General features: G+C 69.2%; 14 protein-coding genes. 8 read left to right on the top strand and 6 right to left on the bottom strand.

The features are described 5' to 3' along the window. The first annotated feature begins 59 nt into the window (after window positions 1-59). From HNR11_RS02810 to sucD, 3 genes are all read left to right on the top strand, one after another. Window positions 60-2,771 (top strand): ATP-dependent helicase, encoded by a 2,712-nt coding sequence (locus HNR11_RS02810; protein WP_179441042.1) that lies wholly within the window; start codon window positions 60-62, stop codon window positions 2,769-2,771. Between the two features lie 73 nt (window positions 2,772-2,844). Next, window positions 2,845-4,023 (top strand): ADP-forming succinate--CoA ligase subunit beta, encoded by a 1,179-nt coding sequence (gene sucC / locus HNR11_RS02805; protein WP_179441041.1) that lies wholly within the window; start codon window positions 2,845-2,847, stop codon window positions 4,021-4,023. A 15-nt stretch (window positions 4,024-4,038) separates the two neighbouring features. Further along, window positions 4,039-4,953, top strand: a complete 915-nt coding sequence (sucD, locus tag HNR11_RS02800) for a succinate--CoA ligase subunit alpha (RefSeq protein WP_179441040.1) — start codon at window positions 4,039-4,041, stop codon at window positions 4,951-4,953. A gap of 99 nt (window positions 4,954-5,052) precedes the next feature. Here sucD and HNR11_RS02795 read toward each other — a convergent pair whose 3' ends face one another. The 3 genes from HNR11_RS02795 to HNR11_RS02785 all read right to left on the bottom strand — a co-directional run bounded on the left by HNR11_RS02795 (window position 5,053) and on the right by HNR11_RS02785 (window position 7,824). After that, the gene (locus HNR11_RS02795; RefSeq protein ID WP_058887616.1) at window positions 5,053-5,505 is read right to left on the bottom strand and encodes a pyridoxamine 5'-phosphate oxidase family protein; all 453 of its coding nucleotides are present in this window, start codon (window positions 5,503-5,505) and stop codon (window positions 5,053-5,055) included. 121 nt (window positions 5,506-5,626) lie between these two features. Continuing rightward, the gene (locus tag HNR11_RS02790) at window positions 5,627-6,772 is read right to left on the bottom strand and encodes a VIT1/CCC1 transporter family protein (protein WP_179441039.1); all 1,146 of its coding nucleotides are present in this window, start codon (window positions 6,770-6,772) and stop codon (window positions 5,627-5,629) included. 59 nt (window positions 6,773-6,831) lie between these two features. Then, window positions 6,832-7,824, bottom strand: a complete 993-nt coding sequence (locus tag HNR11_RS02785) for an inositol monophosphatase family protein (protein ID WP_343050568.1) — start codon at window positions 7,822-7,824, stop codon at window positions 6,832-6,834. Window positions 7,825-7,889: 65 nt separating this feature from the next. On the opposite strand from HNR11_RS02785, the gene HNR11_RS02780 reads away from it, so the two are divergent. After that, complete coding sequence (locus HNR11_RS02780) at window positions 7,890-9,047, top strand: App1 family protein phosphatidate phosphatase (RefSeq protein WP_179441038.1); 1,158 nt, start codon at window positions 7,890-7,892, stop codon at window positions 9,045-9,047. Window positions 9,048-9,122: 75 nt separating this feature from the next. On the opposite strand, the gene HNR11_RS02775 is transcribed toward HNR11_RS02780, so the two are convergent. After that, complete coding sequence (locus HNR11_RS02775; RefSeq protein WP_179441037.1) at window positions 9,123-10,370, bottom strand: glycosyltransferase; 1,248 nt, start codon at window positions 10,368-10,370, stop codon at window positions 9,123-9,125. Window positions 10,371-10,472: 102 nt separating this feature from the next. On the opposite strand from HNR11_RS02775, the gene HNR11_RS02770 reads away from it, so the two are divergent. Then, window positions 10,473-11,225 (top strand): TSUP family transporter, encoded by a 753-nt coding sequence (locus HNR11_RS02770; RefSeq protein ID WP_179441036.1) that lies wholly within the window; start codon window positions 10,473-10,475, stop codon window positions 11,223-11,225. Between the two features lie 181 nt (window positions 11,226-11,406). Further along, window positions 11,407-12,633 (top strand): cell division protein PerM, encoded by a 1,227-nt coding sequence (locus HNR11_RS02765; RefSeq protein WP_179441035.1) that lies wholly within the window; start codon window positions 11,407-11,409, stop codon window positions 12,631-12,633. Between the two features lie 23 nt (window positions 12,634-12,656). Here the strand turns inward: HNR11_RS02765 and HNR11_RS02760 are convergent, their stop codons facing one another. Next, window positions 12,657-13,082, bottom strand: a complete 426-nt coding sequence (locus HNR11_RS02760) for a hypothetical protein (protein ID WP_157075326.1) — start codon at window positions 13,080-13,082, stop codon at window positions 12,657-12,659. Window positions 13,083-13,156: 74 nt separating this feature from the next. On the opposite strand from HNR11_RS02760, the gene purN reads away from it, so the two are divergent. Beyond that, window positions 13,157-13,735: a phosphoribosylglycinamide formyltransferase gene (gene purN, locus HNR11_RS02755; RefSeq protein WP_179441034.1), complete on the top strand. Its 579-nt coding sequence runs from the start codon at window positions 13,157-13,159 to the stop codon at window positions 13,733-13,735. Here purN and HNR11_RS14155 read toward each other — a convergent pair. Further along, complete coding sequence (locus HNR11_RS14155) at window positions 13,722-14,774, bottom strand: exosortase/archaeosortase family protein (protein WP_179441033.1); 1,053 nt, start codon at window positions 14,772-14,774, stop codon at window positions 13,722-13,724. The two genes, purN and HNR11_RS14155, sit on opposite strands and share 14 nt — an antisense overlap. Window positions 14,775-14,945: 171 nt before the next feature. Here HNR11_RS14155 and HNR11_RS02745 point away from each other — a divergent pair, with 171 nt between their 5' ends. Beyond that, complete coding sequence (locus tag HNR11_RS02745; protein ID WP_179441032.1) at window positions 14,946-15,647, top strand: histidine phosphatase family protein; 702 nt, start codon at window positions 14,946-14,948, stop codon at window positions 15,645-15,647. The last annotated feature ends 176 nt before the right edge of the window (window positions 15,648-15,823 follow it).

The following is a 15,823-nucleotide window of genomic DNA, read 5'->3' as shown; positions in this document are numbered from 1 at the left end:
GGTTTCACCCGCGCACGCCCCGGGTGGGTGTCAGCTCCGGCGCTTAGACTGGGTCCACCATGGATTTCCTCTTCACCCCGCCGAAGGCCGCGCCCGCCGAGCACTCACGCAAGCCCACCAGCCCCGGCGCTGCCGAGAGTTCCGAACCCCAGGACGACGGCGGGCCCGCCGTGCTGCAGCAGTCCCAGCCCTCGGCCGCTCAGCCGCCCGCCGACGCCGACGCCGAGCTGAACCCCGAGCAGCAGGCGGCCGTGCTGCACTCAGGATCCCCGCTGCTGATCGTGGCCGGTGCAGGCTCCGGCAAGACCCGGGTGCTGACCCGACGGGTGGTACACCTGCTGCGCAGCGGAGCCGCCCGGCCGCATGAGATCCTCGCGATCACCTTCACCAACAAGGCGGCCCGGGAGATGAAGGACCGCATCGCGGAGATGATCGGCCCCTCGGCGGAGCGGATGTGGATCTCCACCTTTCACTCCTCCTGCGTGCGGATCCTGCGCGCCGAGGCCGCCCACCTGGGTCGTCGCTCCACCTTCACGATCTATGACAGTGCGGACTCGCTGCGGCTGATCACCACCATCGCGAAGTCCCATGACCTGGACCCGAAGCGGTTCGCCCCGCGTGCGCTGAAGAACAAGATCTCGGCGCTGAAGAACGAACTCGTGGACGCCGATGAGTTCCAGTCCACCGCCGCCCATGAGCCGTTCTCCGAGGCGGTCGCCACGGTCTACCGGGAGTACAGCGAGAGGCTGCGCGCGGCCAACGCCTATGACTTCGATGACCTGCTCGCCGAGACGGTCTACATGTTCGACGCCTTCCCGCGGATCCTGGACAGCTACCGGCGCCGCTTCCGGCACGTGCTCGTCGATGAGTACCAGGACACGAACCACGCCCAGTACCGACTGGTCCGCCAGCTCACCGGCCCCACCGAGACCGCAGCGGAGGCGATGAACCAGGTCCCCACGCCCGGCGCGGAGCTCACCGTGGTCGGGGACTCGGATCAGTCCATCTACGCCTTCCGCGGCGCCGACATCCGCAACATCGTCGAATTCGCCCGGGACTACCCCGATGCCACCACGATCAAGCTGGAGCAGAACTACCGCTCCACGCAGACCATCCTCAACGCCGCCAACGCGGTGATCTCGCAGAACCCGAACCGCACCGAGAAGAAGCTCTGGACCGCCCTGGGCGAGGGGTCCCCGGTGGTGCTGCACGTGGCCCCCTCGGAGAACGACGAGGCGGAATGGATCGCGCGCACCATCGACTCCCTCGGCGACTCGCACGGGATCAAGCCCTCCGACGTCGCCGTGTTCTACCGGACCAACGCGCAGTCCCGCTCGCTGGAGGAGCGGCTGATCAACCGGGGCATCCCGTACCGGGTCATCGGCGGCACCCGGTTCTACGACCGCAAAGAGATCAAGGACGCCCTCGCCTACCTGCGGGTGGTCAACAACCCCGACGACGACGTCAACCTGCGCCGGATCCTCAACGAGCCCAAGCGCGGGATCGGGGAGCGCGCCGAAGGTGCCGTGGCCACCCTGGCCACCCGGGACCGGACCACCTTCTTGGAGGCGCTGCGCCGGGCCGATCAGGCCCCCGGGATCGCGACCCGCTCGCTCAAGGCCATCGCCTCCTTCGTGCGGATGATCGATGACCTGATCCAGCTCAACCAGGACGGCCGGCCCTCAGTGGTGCTCGAGGCCGTGCTGGAGCAGTCCGGGATGCTCGAGGCGCTGCGCCAGTCCAAGGACCTCCAGGACGAATCCCGGGCGGACAACCTCGGTGAGCTGGTGGCCGTGGTCAAGGAATACGAGACCGAGGCCGCCGCCGCAGACTCCGCCCGAGACACCAACGGGGACACCGTCTCCGGGGGAGTCGTCCCGGGCGAGGACTTCCTGGAGACCGAGACCGGGTCGACCGCCGGCGCCAGCGCCGACGCCGGGCTCACCGGCGCGGGACCGCAGGAGGGCCCCGGTGCGCTGGCGAACTTCCTGGAGCAGGTCTCTCTGGTCGCCGACGCCGACGCGATCCCCTCCGCGGAGGACGCCGAGTCTCAGCGGCTGGCGGTGGAGCAGGGCCAGGTGACCCTGATGACCCTGCACACCGCCAAGGGCCTGGAGTTCCCGGTGGTCTTCCTCACCGGCATGGAGCACGGGATCTTCCCGCACTCCCGGTCGATGTCTGATCCCGAGGAGCTCGCCGAGGAGCGCCGGCTGGCGTATGTCGGTCTGACCCGTGCTCGTCAGCGGCTCTACCTCTCCCGGGCTGAGTCCCGGCATCTCTGGGGCCAGCACCAGTTCAACCCGCCGAGCCAGTTCCTCGGAGAGATCCCGGAGGAGCTGATCGAGGTCGACGCCGCGTCCTCCACCTCCTCCCGCGGCCCGCGCTTCGGCTCGGGCGGCTTCGGATCCTCCGGCTTCGGGGGCTCCATCCAGGGCGGGGCCGGCAGCCTCAGCGGCGGCTGGGGCTCGGGGTCGAACTCCTACGGCTCCGGGGCACCGCGCTCAGGCGCCACCATCTACGGCGCGGCCGGCAGCGAGAAGGTCTCCTCCTCGCTGCCCGGGGCCACCCGAGGAGCCGCGCCGAGTCAGGTGGACCCGGACCGGGAGCTGCCCAGTCTGAGCCCCGGTGATCGGGTCAGTCACCAGCGGTTCGGGGTGGGTGAGGTGCTCGCGGTGGAAGGTTCAGGGGCGAAGACCGTGGCCAAGGTCAGCTTCGCCGGGTCCGAGAAGCGACTCCTCCTGCGATATGCTCCACTGGAGAAGGTCAGCTGAGCGCTGCGCGTGAACCGCGCCGCGCCGCGGGCCTTCACATGTAGAGATGACTTCGACGTAGAAGGACACACACGTGGACCTGTATGAGTACCAGGCGCGCGATCTCTTCGAGGCACACGGTGTTCCCGTGCTGGCCGGAATCGTGGCGCAGACCCCGGAAGAAGCGAAGGCGGCCGCCGAGAAGATCGGTGGCGTCGTCGTCGTCAAGGCTCAGGTAAAGGTCGGAGGCCGCGGCAAAGCCGGCGGCGTCAAACTGGCCAAGAGCGCCGATGAAGCGCAGCAGCATGCTGAAGCCATCCTGGGCATGGACATCAAGGGGCACACCGTGCACCGCGTGATGATCGCCCAGGGTGCAGACATCGCAGATGAGTACTACTTCTCGATCCTGCTGGACCGAGCCAACCGCGACTACCTCGTGATGTGCTCCAAAGAGGGCGGCGTGGAGATCGAGCAGCTCGCCGAAGAGCGGCCCGAGGCGCTGGCACGGGTGAACGTGGACCCGAACACCGGCATCGATGCGGCCAAGGGCAAGGAGATCGCCGAGAAGGCCGGTTTCCCCGCCGAGCAGCACGATCAGCTGGCGCACGCCTTCGTGCAGCTGTGGACCGTGTTCTCCAAGGAGGACGCCACGCTGGTCGAGGTGAACCCGCTGGTGAAGACCGGCGACGGGCAGATCATCGCCCTCGACGGCAAGGTCACCATCGACGAGAACGCCGGATTCCGCCAGCCGGGTCACTCCGAGCTCGTGGACGAGCAGACCGAGGATCCGCTGGAGGCCAAGGCCAAGGCCAATGACCTGAACTACGTCAAGCTTGACGGCCAGGTCGGCATCATCGGCAACGGCGCCGGTCTGGTCATGTCCACCCTGGACGTCGTCGCCTACGCGGGCGAGGCCCACGGCGGCGTGAAGCCGGCGAACTTCCTGGACATCGGCGGCGGCGCCTCGGCTGAGGTCATGGCCAACGGCCTCGACGTCATCCTCGGCGACGAGCAGGTCGAATCGGTGTTCGTCAACGTCTTCGGCGGGATCACCTCCTGCGACGCCGTGGCCAACGGCATCGTCAAGGCTCTGGAGATCCTCGGCGACTCCGCCAGCAAGCCGCTCGTGGTCCGCCTCGACGGCAACAACGTGGAGGAGGGGCGCCGGATCCTGCAAGCGGCGAACCACCCGCTGGTCACCACCGCTGACACCATGGACGCCGGCGCCGACAAGGCCGCCGAACTTGCGCATTCCGCGCGGACTGACAAGTAAGGACCTGCTCACACAATGTCTATCTACCTGAACAAGGACTCCAAGGTCATCGTCCAGGGCATCACCGGCGGCGAGGGCACCAAGCACACCGCCCTGATGCTCAAAGCAGGCACCAACATCGTCGGCGGCGTCAACGCCCGCAAGGCCGGCACCACCGTGTCCCACAAGGACCAGGCCGGCGACGAGGTCGAGCTGCCCGTCTTCGAATCCGTGGCCGAGGCCATGGAGAAGACGGGGGCCGACGTCTCCGTGGCCTTCGTGCCGCCGAAGTTCGCCAAGGATGCCGCTGTGGAGGCGATCGAGGCCGGCATCGGTCTGCTGGTGGTCATCACCGAAGGCATCCCGGTGCAGGACTCCGCGGAGTTCTTCAACCTCTCGTTGACCAAGACCGGTCCTGACGGCAAGCCCGTCACCCGGATCATCGGCCCGAACTGCCCCGGCATCATCACCCCGGGTCAGGCCCTGGCCGGCATCACCCCGGCGAACATCACCGAGGCCGGACCCATCGGCCTGGTCTCGAAGTCCGGGACGCTGACCTACCAGATGATGTACGAGCTGCGCGACATCGGCTTCTCGACCTCCATCGGCATCGGCGGCGACCCGGTCATCGGCACCACGCACATCGATGCGCTGGAGGCCTTCGAGAACGATCCGGAGACCAAGGCCATCGTGATGATCGGTGAGATCGGCGGCGACGCAGAAGAGCGTGCCGCGGACTACATCAAGGAACATGTCACCAAGCCCGTGGTGGGCTACGTGGCCGGCTTCACCGCTCCCGAGGGCAAGACCATGGGCCACGCCGGCGCCATCGTCTCCGGCGGCTCGGGCACGGCAGAAGGCAAGAAGGAGGCCCTGGAGGCCGCCGGTGTGAAGGTCGGCAAGACGCCGTCCGAGACCGCCGCGCTGCTCCGCGAGGTCTTCAAGGGCTGAGGCTCACTGCACCTCGCAGCCTGACCAGCCGCAGGCTCAACAGTCACAGAGCGGGGCCGTTCCTGATCATCAGGGGCGGCCCCGTCCTCGTCTGTGCGCTCAGCCGCCCTCGGAGCCCTCGCCCAGCTCGCGCTCCGGGTGCTCGCCGAAGCGGAAGTGACGTCCGCTGATCTCCTGCGGGGTGATCCGCACGAAGTAGTCCTTCACGGTGGGCACCCACGGCTTGATCTGCAGCGCCTCGGCGGCCTCCCGGTCCGCGGAGGTTTCCAGCCGGGCGGCCGTGCCGCGCACCACCACCGACCAGGCCTGATCCGAGAGGATCCCGTCGGCCTCGAAGAGCACGCTCTCATTGACGGCCATCTCCGCGAGCTTGGAGCCCGGAGCGGTGCGCAGCACGATCCTCCGGTCTGCGACGGCGCAGTTGATCGGGAAGATATCGGCCCGCCCGCCGACCACGGTGACCAGCCGGCCATGGGCGACGCCTTCCAGCAGGGCCCAGCACCGGTCCTCGCTGAGCACCAGGACCGGTTCGCCCTCAACGTGTTCGAACATCGTCGCCGCCTCTCGTCAGGGATGTGTGATGCAGCTCACCATGCCCCACCGAGTCTAGACCTGCTTCCCGGTCCCGTCTCCAGGGGCCGCGCCGGCGTCCCGGGGGACCTCAGGCGGGGGATCAGGCCACGGTGCCGCCGAGCAGCGTGCCCAGAAGATAGGTCACGGCGGCCGCGCCGAGGCCGATGCCCAGCTGGCGCAGGCCGCGCTTGAGCGGTGAGGCCCCGGAGAGCAGTCCCACTGCCGCGCCGGTGGCCAGCAGCGCGACCCCGACCAGCGAGCTGGCGATGACGATCGCGGTGATCCCTTCGCTGCCCAGCAGATATGGCAGCACCGGGATCAGTGCTCCCACGGCGAAGAACACGAAGCTGGAGCCGGCCGCGGTCCAGGCCGATCCCACGATCTCGTGCGAATCGGCAGGCTCTTCGGGGTCATGGGAGAGCTCCGGCCTGCAGTCGCAGGTGAAGACGTTCAGCCGTTCCAGGGCGCGGTGCTCGGCATCGGCCTGGCTCATGCCGCGTGCCCGGTAGACCAGGATCAGCTCATTGTGGTCGAAGTCCAGGTCCGGTGCTGCGCGCAGGGTGACCTGTGTGGGCCGGGTGGCGTCCAGGAGCTCGCGCTGGCTGCGCACCGAGACGAACTCCCCGGCGGCCATCGAGAGAGCCCCGGCGAGCAGTCCGGCGATCCCGGTCAGCAGGATCACACCGGCCCCGACCCCGGTGCCGCCCATGCCCACGATCAGCGCCAGGTTCGAGACCAGCCCGTCATTGGCGCCGAAGACCGCGGCGCGGAACCCCCCGGAGAGCTTCTCGCGCCCGCGGGTGGCCAGGGCTCGGACCACCTCCTCGTGGATGGCCTCATCGGCGGCCATGCGGGCGGTCGCATCGTCGTCCTGGTCGTAGGGCGAGCCGCCCTCGGCGCGCTGGGCCAGCGCCAGGATGAACACAGAGCCGAAGATGCGCGCCATCCAGCCCAGCAGCACCCGGTGCGCGGAGGGTGCGGGCAGCCGCTCGGCGTCAGCGCCCAGGAGATCCCGCCAGTGCTGCTCGTGACGCTTCTCCGCTGCGGCGAGCCCGAGCAGGATCTGACGCTCCTCGCCGCGCTTGCGCTCGGCCAGTGCGGTGTAGAGCCGACCCTCGGCCTGCTCATCGGCGAGGTACTTGCGCCAGCGGCGGATCTGCCGCGGAGTCGGGGGTGAGGCCTTCGTGCTCGGGGTGTTCGCGGGGCGGGCAGGCGCTGACGGGTCTGCGGGATCTGGGGAGCTCATTGAGCTCAGTCTTCCCGATCTATGCTCGCCGCGGACCTCTGGACGGCCTGTGACGAAGTTCAGGAATGGCTAAACCGACGACGACGCGCGCTGGCCGCGTCGAAGAGTCGGCGGGCTGCGGGGGAGTCCACCCCGGGGCCCAGCCCCAGATAGTCCGGCGCCAGGTGGTCCGGGCTCTGCCCGAGATCATCCGTGGTGCCGCGGGAGGCGAGGTAGCTGCCCCCGGCCCGACGAAGGATGAGCATCCCGGCCGCGATGTCCCAGGGCTTGGTGTCCACGCCCAGCACGACATCGGTCCATCCCGCGGCCGCGTGGCAGAGCTCCAGTGCTCCGGAGACCACCCGGCGCACCGTGGAGAAGCTGGTGACCATCTCCCCGAAGGCCTCCAGGGCCAGGGGTCCCTCCTGGGCCAGCACCTCCGCGGAGGGATAGCTGGTCATCAGGTTCAGCGCGGCGCCCGAGCGCGGCGCCTCACGGGGGGATCCCAGTCGGATCTCGGGCCGCTGGGAGGAGGAGAGGTAGGCGCCGTCGTCGTCGGCGGAGAAGCTGAGCCGATTCACCGGGTCATGGACCACCGCGGCGATCACCTCGCCGCCGAAGACCGCCGCGATGGAGATCGAGAACATCGCAAAGCCGTGCGCGAAGTTGCTGGTCCCGTCGATGGGGTCGATGATCCACTCCAGGGAGCCGCTGCCGCGTGCCCCGGACTCCTCACCGGTGACCCAGGAGTCGGGGACCGCGCGGGTCAGTGCCAGGGCCAGGGCGTCCTCGGTGGCGCCGTCGTAGAAGGTGACCAGATCATGGCTGTTGGTCTTCGCGCGCACGCCCATGTCCGAGCGGGACGGGTCCGCGGCTGGGTGGGCCGCGGCTGGGCGGGCCGCAGTCGGGCTGCCTGCTGCGGGGCCGGCTGCCGCTGGGCTCGCCGATGAGGGGCTGGCTTCGGCGCAGGGGCGGAAGGCCTCGATGAGCGGGAGCCCCGCCGTCTGCGCGGCGTGCAGGGCGATCCTGCGCAGCTCGCGCGTGGAGGGTCGGGCGGCGGTGGTGTTCGGCACATGTTCACCCTACCCACCCGGGGATGCGGCAGTGGCCCAGGGCACAAGCCGGTATGATCGAGCCGATGACGAACCCAGAGCCCACCGAGGTCATTCAGGACGATGCGGCCGCGCGGTCCCACTACAGCGACCGCACCCGGAACCGGGTGATGAAGACCGAGGACCGCTGGCACCAGTTCCGGCTCGGCCTGGCCCGGCGGCGTGGGCAGAACGTCACCATGCTCTCCATGACCGGCTACGGCTGCCGCCGCTGGGTGCGCATCTTCTCCCGAGTGGTGATGGCCCCGGACTCCGACTTCGAGAACGGCATGCGCGTGGCGAAGGTCATCGCCGACGGGGTCCGCGGCTGGCGCAACTTCGTCTCCGCCCCGGTTCCCTTCGCGGAGCTCACCGTGGAGATCGCAGGCCGGCAGTTCGAAGTGGTGGCCGACCGGGGCGGGATCGTGGACGCAGTGATCGAGACCGATCTCCAGCCGGGCTGGCAGCAGGTCACCCTGCGTGCCCCCGGCAGCGAGCCGACCACGGCCGATGTGCACATCATCGACGATGACACGTTCACCGGGGTGGTCTGCGACATCGACGACACCGTGGTGGTCACCACGCTGCCGCGCCCGCTGCTGGCGGCCTGGAACTCCTTCGTGCTGGACGAGCACGCCCGCACCCCCACCCCCGGCATGGCCGTGATGATGGAACGACTGATGGTCAGCTTCCCCGGCTCCCCGGTGATCTACATCTCCACCGGCGCCTGGAACGTGGCCCAGACCCTGACCCGCTTCCTCACCCGGAACCTCTACCCGCATGGGCCGCTGCTGCTCACCGACTGGGGGCCGACCGAGGACCGCTGGTTCCGCTCCGGTCGCGAGCACAAGGTCCAGCAGCTGGAGCGGCTGGCCCAGGACTTCCCGGAGATGTCCTGGGTGCTGATCGGTGATGACGGCCAGCATGACCCCAGCATCTACGCCGACTTCGTCCGCCGTCACCCGGAGCACGTCACCGCGGTGATCATCCGGGAGCTGACCTACTCCGAGGCGATGCTGGCCGGTGGCCGCGCCGAGGACCCGGCGGGCAACGATCTGCTCAACTACGGCGACCCCACGGAGCCCTCCGATGCGGTCCAGCTCGCCGGAGATCGCCGCATCCCGTGGATCTACGGGCCGGACGGCAAGGACATCGCCGCGAAGCTCTCCCAGCACGGACTGCTCTCCCAGCAGGCGCCTTCCTGAGCGGAGGCCGCGGAGCACCGACGCGCTCCCAGCCCCCGGCGGCACGGCAGCCCGGCGGCAGTGGGGTTTCACCGCTCAGCGTGCTGAGCTGACCTCCGTGGTCCAGGACTCGGCCCGCCGTGGCCGGGCATCGCCGCTGAGCACGCGCCGGTTGACCTCCACCGCGCGGGCGTAGTGCCCGATCAGCTCGTTCGAGAGCGCCTCCCAGGTGCGTGACTGCACGCTCTCATGGGCTCGCAGCCCGAAGTCCCGGCGCGTCGAGTCATCGCTGAGCAGGTGCTCCACAGCCGAACGCAGTCCGGTGAGGTCACCGGGCCGGTAGAGCCAGCCGGTGCGTCCGACGTCGACCAGGTCCAGCGGCCCGCCCCGGCCCACCGCCACCACGGGCACCGCAGCGGCCATCGCCTCCTGGATGGTCTGGCAGAACGTCTCAGCCTCTCCGGGATGGACGAAGACATCCAGGCTGGCCACGTGGGTGCCCAGCGCATCACCGGACTGGAAACCGGCGAAGTGCGCGCGCGGGAGTCTCCGGCGCAGCGCGTCCTCCTGCGGGCCCGAACCGATGATCACCAGCCGGGTGCCTTCCAGCGCGTCGAGCACCGCCAGGTCCTCCACCTGCTTCTCCGCGGCGAGCCGCCCGACGAAGCCGATGAGCAGCTCCTCGGGGTTCGTGTCACCGGAACGCGCCCCGGCGCTGCTGCGGATCTGCGCCCGCAGCGCCTCGCTGCGTCGGGCCGGGTTGAAGCGCTTGGTGTCCACACCGCGCCGCCAGGTCTTCAGCCGTCTGATCCCGCGCCGGGTCAGCTGCTCCCGGCAGAAGGAGGAGGGCACCAGGGTCAGCGTAGAAGCCGTGTGCATCCGATCCACGTGCTGCCAGAGCAGCTCTGTGGCCCAGGGCAGCCGGTAGCGCGCCGCGTAGGTGGGCACCTCGGTCTGATAGATCGACACCGTGGGCACGCCCAGCGCGGCGGCCGCCTGGATGGCACGCCAGCCCAGCACGAAGGGTGAGGCCACGTGGACCACATCGGGGCGGACCCGTTCCAGGATCTGGCGGATCCGGGTCACGGATCCCGCCGCCACCCGGACCTTCGGATAGTCCGGCAGCGGCAGCGACGGCACCCGGATGACGGGGAAACCCTCATGGAGCTCCCCGCCGAGGGCGCCCGGGTCGGTGCGCGGGCCGATGTCGAACATGGACTCCGAGGGGGCGATGACCGTGACCTGGTCGCCGCGGCGACGCAGATGGGCGAGCACATGTTGGACGGAGTTCGTCACGCCGTTCATGTGGGGCAGGAAGGATTCGGTGACCACGAGAACTCTCACGCCCTCAGGCTAGGAAGCCCGGAGAAGCACGGGTCGACGTCGTCGTGACCGCTCTGTGAACGCCGCTCAAACGTTTTCCTGCCCAGCGGATAGGGTGACCAGGTGGAGTCACTGATCCCTCTCGCCGTCGTCGGCCTGGTCCTGCTCGCCGCCGTCATCCAACGTCTGGTGGGTCTGGGCTTCGGCATGGTGATGGCACCGTTCCTGGTGGTGCTCATCGGCGCCCACGAGGGCGTGATGCTGGTGAACTTCCTGAGCATCTTCGCCCCGATCCTGGTGCTGCCCCGCATCTGGGGCGACATCGAATGGCGCAAGGTGCTCTGGCTGGGACTCCCTGCGCTCGCGGTGATGCCCGCCGCGGCGTGGATCTCGGTGAACTCCTCCTCCGGTCCGCTCTACGTGGTGGTCGCGGCGCTGGTGATCATCGGACTGATCACCTCGATGCTGCTGAGCCGGATCACCTTCCAGGCCGACGGGGTCACCACCCGGGTGATCGCCGGACTCGGGTCCGGTGCCGGCACCGTGATCGCCGGGGTCGGCGGCCCCGCGATGACGATCTACGCGGTGGTCTCGCGCTGGCCGATCATGTCCATGATCGCCACGCTGCAGCCGATCTGGATCCTGCTCTCCCTGGGCTCCTTCGGGATCAAATGGTCCTTCGACGACGGCGCGCTGCCCGGGCTGCCCTGGTGGGCCTGGGCGGGCTCCGTGGTGGCGATCGTGGTCGGGATCGGGATCGGGGAGTGGCTCCAGCGCCGCATCGACGAGACCCTGGTGCGGCGGCTGGTGCTCATCCTGGCCTTCATCGGCTCGATCATGGCTCTGATCACAGGTCTGCGACTGATGCTCGACTGAGGCCTGTTGCTCCAGCCGAAGACCAGCACCTGCTGGCACCATAGAAGCGATGGCCACCACCGACTCCACCCCCAGCGCCGCCGCGCGCTCCCGGCCCGGCGCCCCCTCGGGGCCCCGACGCCGCTTCCGCCTGCCGGCCCCTCCGCTGTGACTGATCGGACTGGTGGAGGCGGCTCAGATCTTGCTCATCACGATCCTGCTGGTGGGGCTGCCGGTGCTGGTGATGAGCCTGGCCGGAGATTTCTCCGGGTTTGACCTGGGCGCGGTGGCGGAGCTGACCGCGCAGGCCTGGCTGGTGCTCCACGGCACCCCGGTGCAGCTGGTCCTGGACTCAGACGCGGCCGCCCTGGGCGGAGGTCTCACCGTGCCTGCGCCCGGCTGGTTCCACCTGGTGCCGCTGGGGCTCACCCTGATCCCGCTCTGGCTGGGGTGGCGCGCCGGGGGGCGCATCGCCCGCGGGTCCTATTCGGACCAGCTCTGGCAGGGGCTGCTGCCACTGATCCTGGGGTACGCGAGCGGGGCCGCCGGGCTGGCGTGGCTGGCCCAGAGCGAGACCTTCCAGGTGATGCCGCTGCTGGGAGCGCTCTGCGCCGCGGTGCTGATGAGCCTTGCCGCGCTCGCCGGCTGCTACGCCGAGGCGCGCAGCGCGGGGCGGATGTTCGGCACAGACCTCGAGGAGCGGATCGATGCGCTCTCGCAGCGGCTGCGCTGGGCCGGCTCCTATGCCTGGGCAGTGGCCAGGGCGGGCTTCGTCGGCTGCATCGCGGCCTGCGGGCTGGCGGCACTGCTGCTCGCCGGAGCATTGGGCATGCGGTGGATGGAGATCGCCAACGTCTACGAGCAGCTCAACCCCGGTGTTGCCGGTGTCACGGGGCTCACCGTGCTGCATCTTGGCCTGGCCCCGAACCTGGTGCTCTGGGCCCTGGCCTATTCCACGGGCTCTGGCTTCGCGCTGGGCACCGGCACCCTGGTCTCACCGCTGAGCACCGAGCTGGGTGCCGTGCCGGCGGTGCCGGTGCTCGCCGCGCTGCCGGCAGAGGCGTCCCCCTACAGCCTGCTCGTGCTGGGGCTGCCGGTGCTCGCCGGCGTCATGGCCGGGTGGTGGCTGATGCGGGAGGGCGAGAATCACCTGGACGACTGGTTCACGCTGCGAATCTCCTTCCGGCCGCTCGCGGCAGGACTCTCCACCCTTGCGCTTGGGGTCCTCACCGGTCTGGTCACCGGCCTCTTGGCCCTGGGCCCGCTCTGGCTCTCCCACATCTCCCTGGGCGTGGGGCGGATGACCGATCTTGGACCGCATGCCCTGCTCAGCGCCGGGATGCTCGGCGCCTGGGTCGCCCTCGGTGCGATCCTGGGCTACAGCATCTCCCTCGGGGCCCAGCGGCTGCGCCGTCGGACCAGGAGCTGAGAAAGCCCGGCTCTCAACTGGGATCAGCGGCCGAGGCCGGGGACCGAGTTCATCATGCCGTCCTCGTACTCGAGCAGACAGCGCTGCATCGACCGCTCGGTCAGGGCGCTGGCCTGGCACTGGTCGAAGTCCACCGTGGCCTGCCAGAAGATCGCCTGCGAACCGGCCGTGAACGTGAAGATCCCACAGCACAGCAGGGCCGCGATCGCGCTGATATGCATCATGACCGGCAGTCGCCGGCGGAAGCAGGCGACGAGCAGGATGATCCCTCCGACGATGCCCAGCAGACCAGCGACCACTGCGAGCAGCCTGTAGGGGAGCGGCAGCTGCAGCCCGAGGTAGCTCAGCAACAGGGCCAGGACGAGCCACCCGGTGAAGCGACCGTAGAAGCGGAAGGTCTTCTCATCAAGGTCAGCGGCGCGGCTGCGGCCCGGTGGTGTCATGCTCATGGTCCACCACCCTATCCGTGCACCAGCAAGGGCCGGGACTGCCGAGTCGAAGAACCGGCATTAGGCTGGCGGTCATGCGAATAGTGGCCCTGGTCTCCGGTGCGGGGACGAACCTGCAAGCCGTCATCGATGCCGTGCATGGCGGTGAGCTTGACCTTCAGATCGCCGCGGTGGGCTCTGACGTCCCGGACTGCGGCGGGCTCAAGCGTGCGACGGCGGCGCAGATCCCCACGTTCGCGGTGCCCCTGGTCAAGGGCGGCGACCGCTCGGCATGGAACCTGGAACTCGCCCGAGCCGTCCGCGAACATGACCCCGACCTCGTGGTCTCCAGCGGATTCATGCGGATCCTGGGGCCCGAGTTCCTCGCGCGGGTGGGCGCGCCGATCATCAACACCCACCCGGCGCTGCTGCCCAGCTTCCCCGGCGCTCACGCGGTCCGCGACGCGCTGGCCCACGGCGTCAAGATCACCGGGTGCACCGTGCACCAGGTCGACGCAGGAGTCGACACCGGCCCGATCCTCGCCCAGGAGGCCGTCAGAGTGCAGCAGCAGGACGATCAGGACTCGTTGCACGAACGGATCAAGACCGAGGAACGACGCCTGCTGGTGGAGACGCTGCGCGGGCTCGGCGCCGGTGAGATCACCGTGGAGTAGAGCCGCCATAAGGATCATCCTGCGGGCGCGGGCCCGACTGGTAAGGACCCTGCTGGTACGGGTTCTGCTGCGGTGAGTCCTGCTGGCCGGGGCTCTGCTGGTACGGGTTCTGCTGGTACGGGCCGGAATGGTAGGGACCCGGCTGATGCTGGCCCGGCGATGCTGGACCCAGTCCCTGAGGACTCTGCGGCCCGGGCTGACCGGGACCCCCGTAGGGGCCCGGTGACCGCGCGGCATCCTTGAAGGCCTTGCGATCGCGCACGTAGACATTGCTGGCCGGGAGCCAGAGCGCCACCAGAGCGGCAAGGCTGAGGCCGGTCACGATCAGGTTCGCGGGACCGAAGAGGATCATGGACACGCTGCCGGCGAGGAAGATGGTGGCCAGAATGCGCCCCACATTGCCGGTCATGGTGCCGACGAAGGCGAACACGGTGTACAGCGCCGCCAGGATGATCCCTCCCAGCAGCACCATCACCCCGAGTCCGAGCATGATGTCCTGGACCGAGAGCTCCTCGGCGCCGGGACCCTGCTGGGCCTGGGACTCCTCCGCCACCTCGGTCCAGAACGGGTCGACGTCCTGAGGGTCCATGGAGGTGAAGTCCAGGAAGCTGAAGATGCTCAGGATCAATGCTGCCGCGCCTGCAAGCAGCATCAGGACCATGGCCAGGATCAGCGTCAGCGGCCGCTTCGGTTTTCCGGCGGCACCCGGTGCGCCGGGCTGGGCGTAGCCGCCCTGATGCCGTCCGGGACCGGCTTGCTGCCCCTGCGGGGCGCCATAGCCCCCTGATGCGCCCTGACCGGAGGGCGGACCATAGCCGGAGGACTGGCCGTAACCCGATGGCTGGCCGTAGCCGGAGGGCTGGCCGTAACCCGATGGCTGGCCGTAGCCCGATGATTGGCCGTAGCCGGAGGAAGCCCCCGGGCCTTGGGGCTGTGGCGAGCCCTGCGGCGGCTGGTGCTGGGGGGCCGGTGTCTCGGGCCGGCGCTGACCCCAACGGGGCTGCTCCGGGGGGAGATTCTCTTCGGGTGTGCTGCTCATGCTGTGCCTCCTCCGCGCCTGGGTCCGCTCGGTGCACCGTGTGCAGAGCATGACCTGCGACGCTGCCGCGGTCCGATCTCAGCACTACTGTATCGGCGGGCCGGCGCGCACCGTACCCGTGCTCTGCCTGGAAGTGTGGCGGCCGCAGAGATTTCTGCAAGACTGTGCGCCATGAAACCTCGGGATAACACGGATCCACTCACAGCGCCGCTGGCAGGCTCCACCGTGCACCTGGTGCGCCATGGTGAGGTGCATAATCCGGACCGGGTGCTCTACGGCAGGCTCCCCGGTTTCGGGCTCTCGGTGCTGGGTCAGCAGATGGCCCAGGGGATCGCCGAGTACTTCCAGGCGCGCGCCGACTCCGGACGCCCGGTTCACATGTTGGCGGCATCGCCGCTGCAGCGGGCCCAAGAGACCGTGGCCCCGATCTCGGCACGTCTGGGGCTCCCGGTCACCGTGGAGGATCGGGTGCTCGAGGCGGAGAACGCCTTCGAGGGTCTCTCCGAGGTCAAGCGGCAGCTGAAGAACCCGCGCTGGTGGCCGCTGCTGGTCAACCCGTGGCGTCCCTCCTGGGGTGAACCCTATAAGTTGCAGGTCAACCGGGTGCTCGCCGCCGTCAAAGAGCTCTCTGACCAGGCCGTCGCCGAGCATGGCGATGGCGCCGAGGTCGTCGTCGTCTCCCACCAGCTGCCGATCTGGGTGACCAGGCTCTGGGCGGAGGGCCGCCCGCTGTTCCATGACCCGCGTGACCGCGAGTGCTCACTGACCTCGGTGACCTCGCTGCACATCGGCCCCGATGGGGTGGAGTCGGTGAGCTACGCCGAGCCCAACCACGAACTCCTCAAGAACGCCGCGAACCTCCCCGGCGCCTGATCTCTCTGCCCGGCCCACCGCCATCGGCTCACCACGTCCGCTCCACACCACCGGTGCGCCGAGACGGCGGGGAATACCGCCAGGAGACCCCTGTGTGACTTCTGGCTCCGGCAGCACTTCTACGGACTGTAGAATTAGTGCTCGGCTGACCCTGACTCCCTCTTCAGATCTGGACA

It is taken from the genome of Nesterenkonia sandarakina, from assembly GCF_013410215.1.
GTDB classification, from domain to species: Bacteria; Actinomycetota; Actinomycetes; order Actinomycetales; family Micrococcaceae; genus Nesterenkonia; species Nesterenkonia sandarakina.
This window is presented reverse-complemented; position numbering and strand designations above follow the sequence as displayed.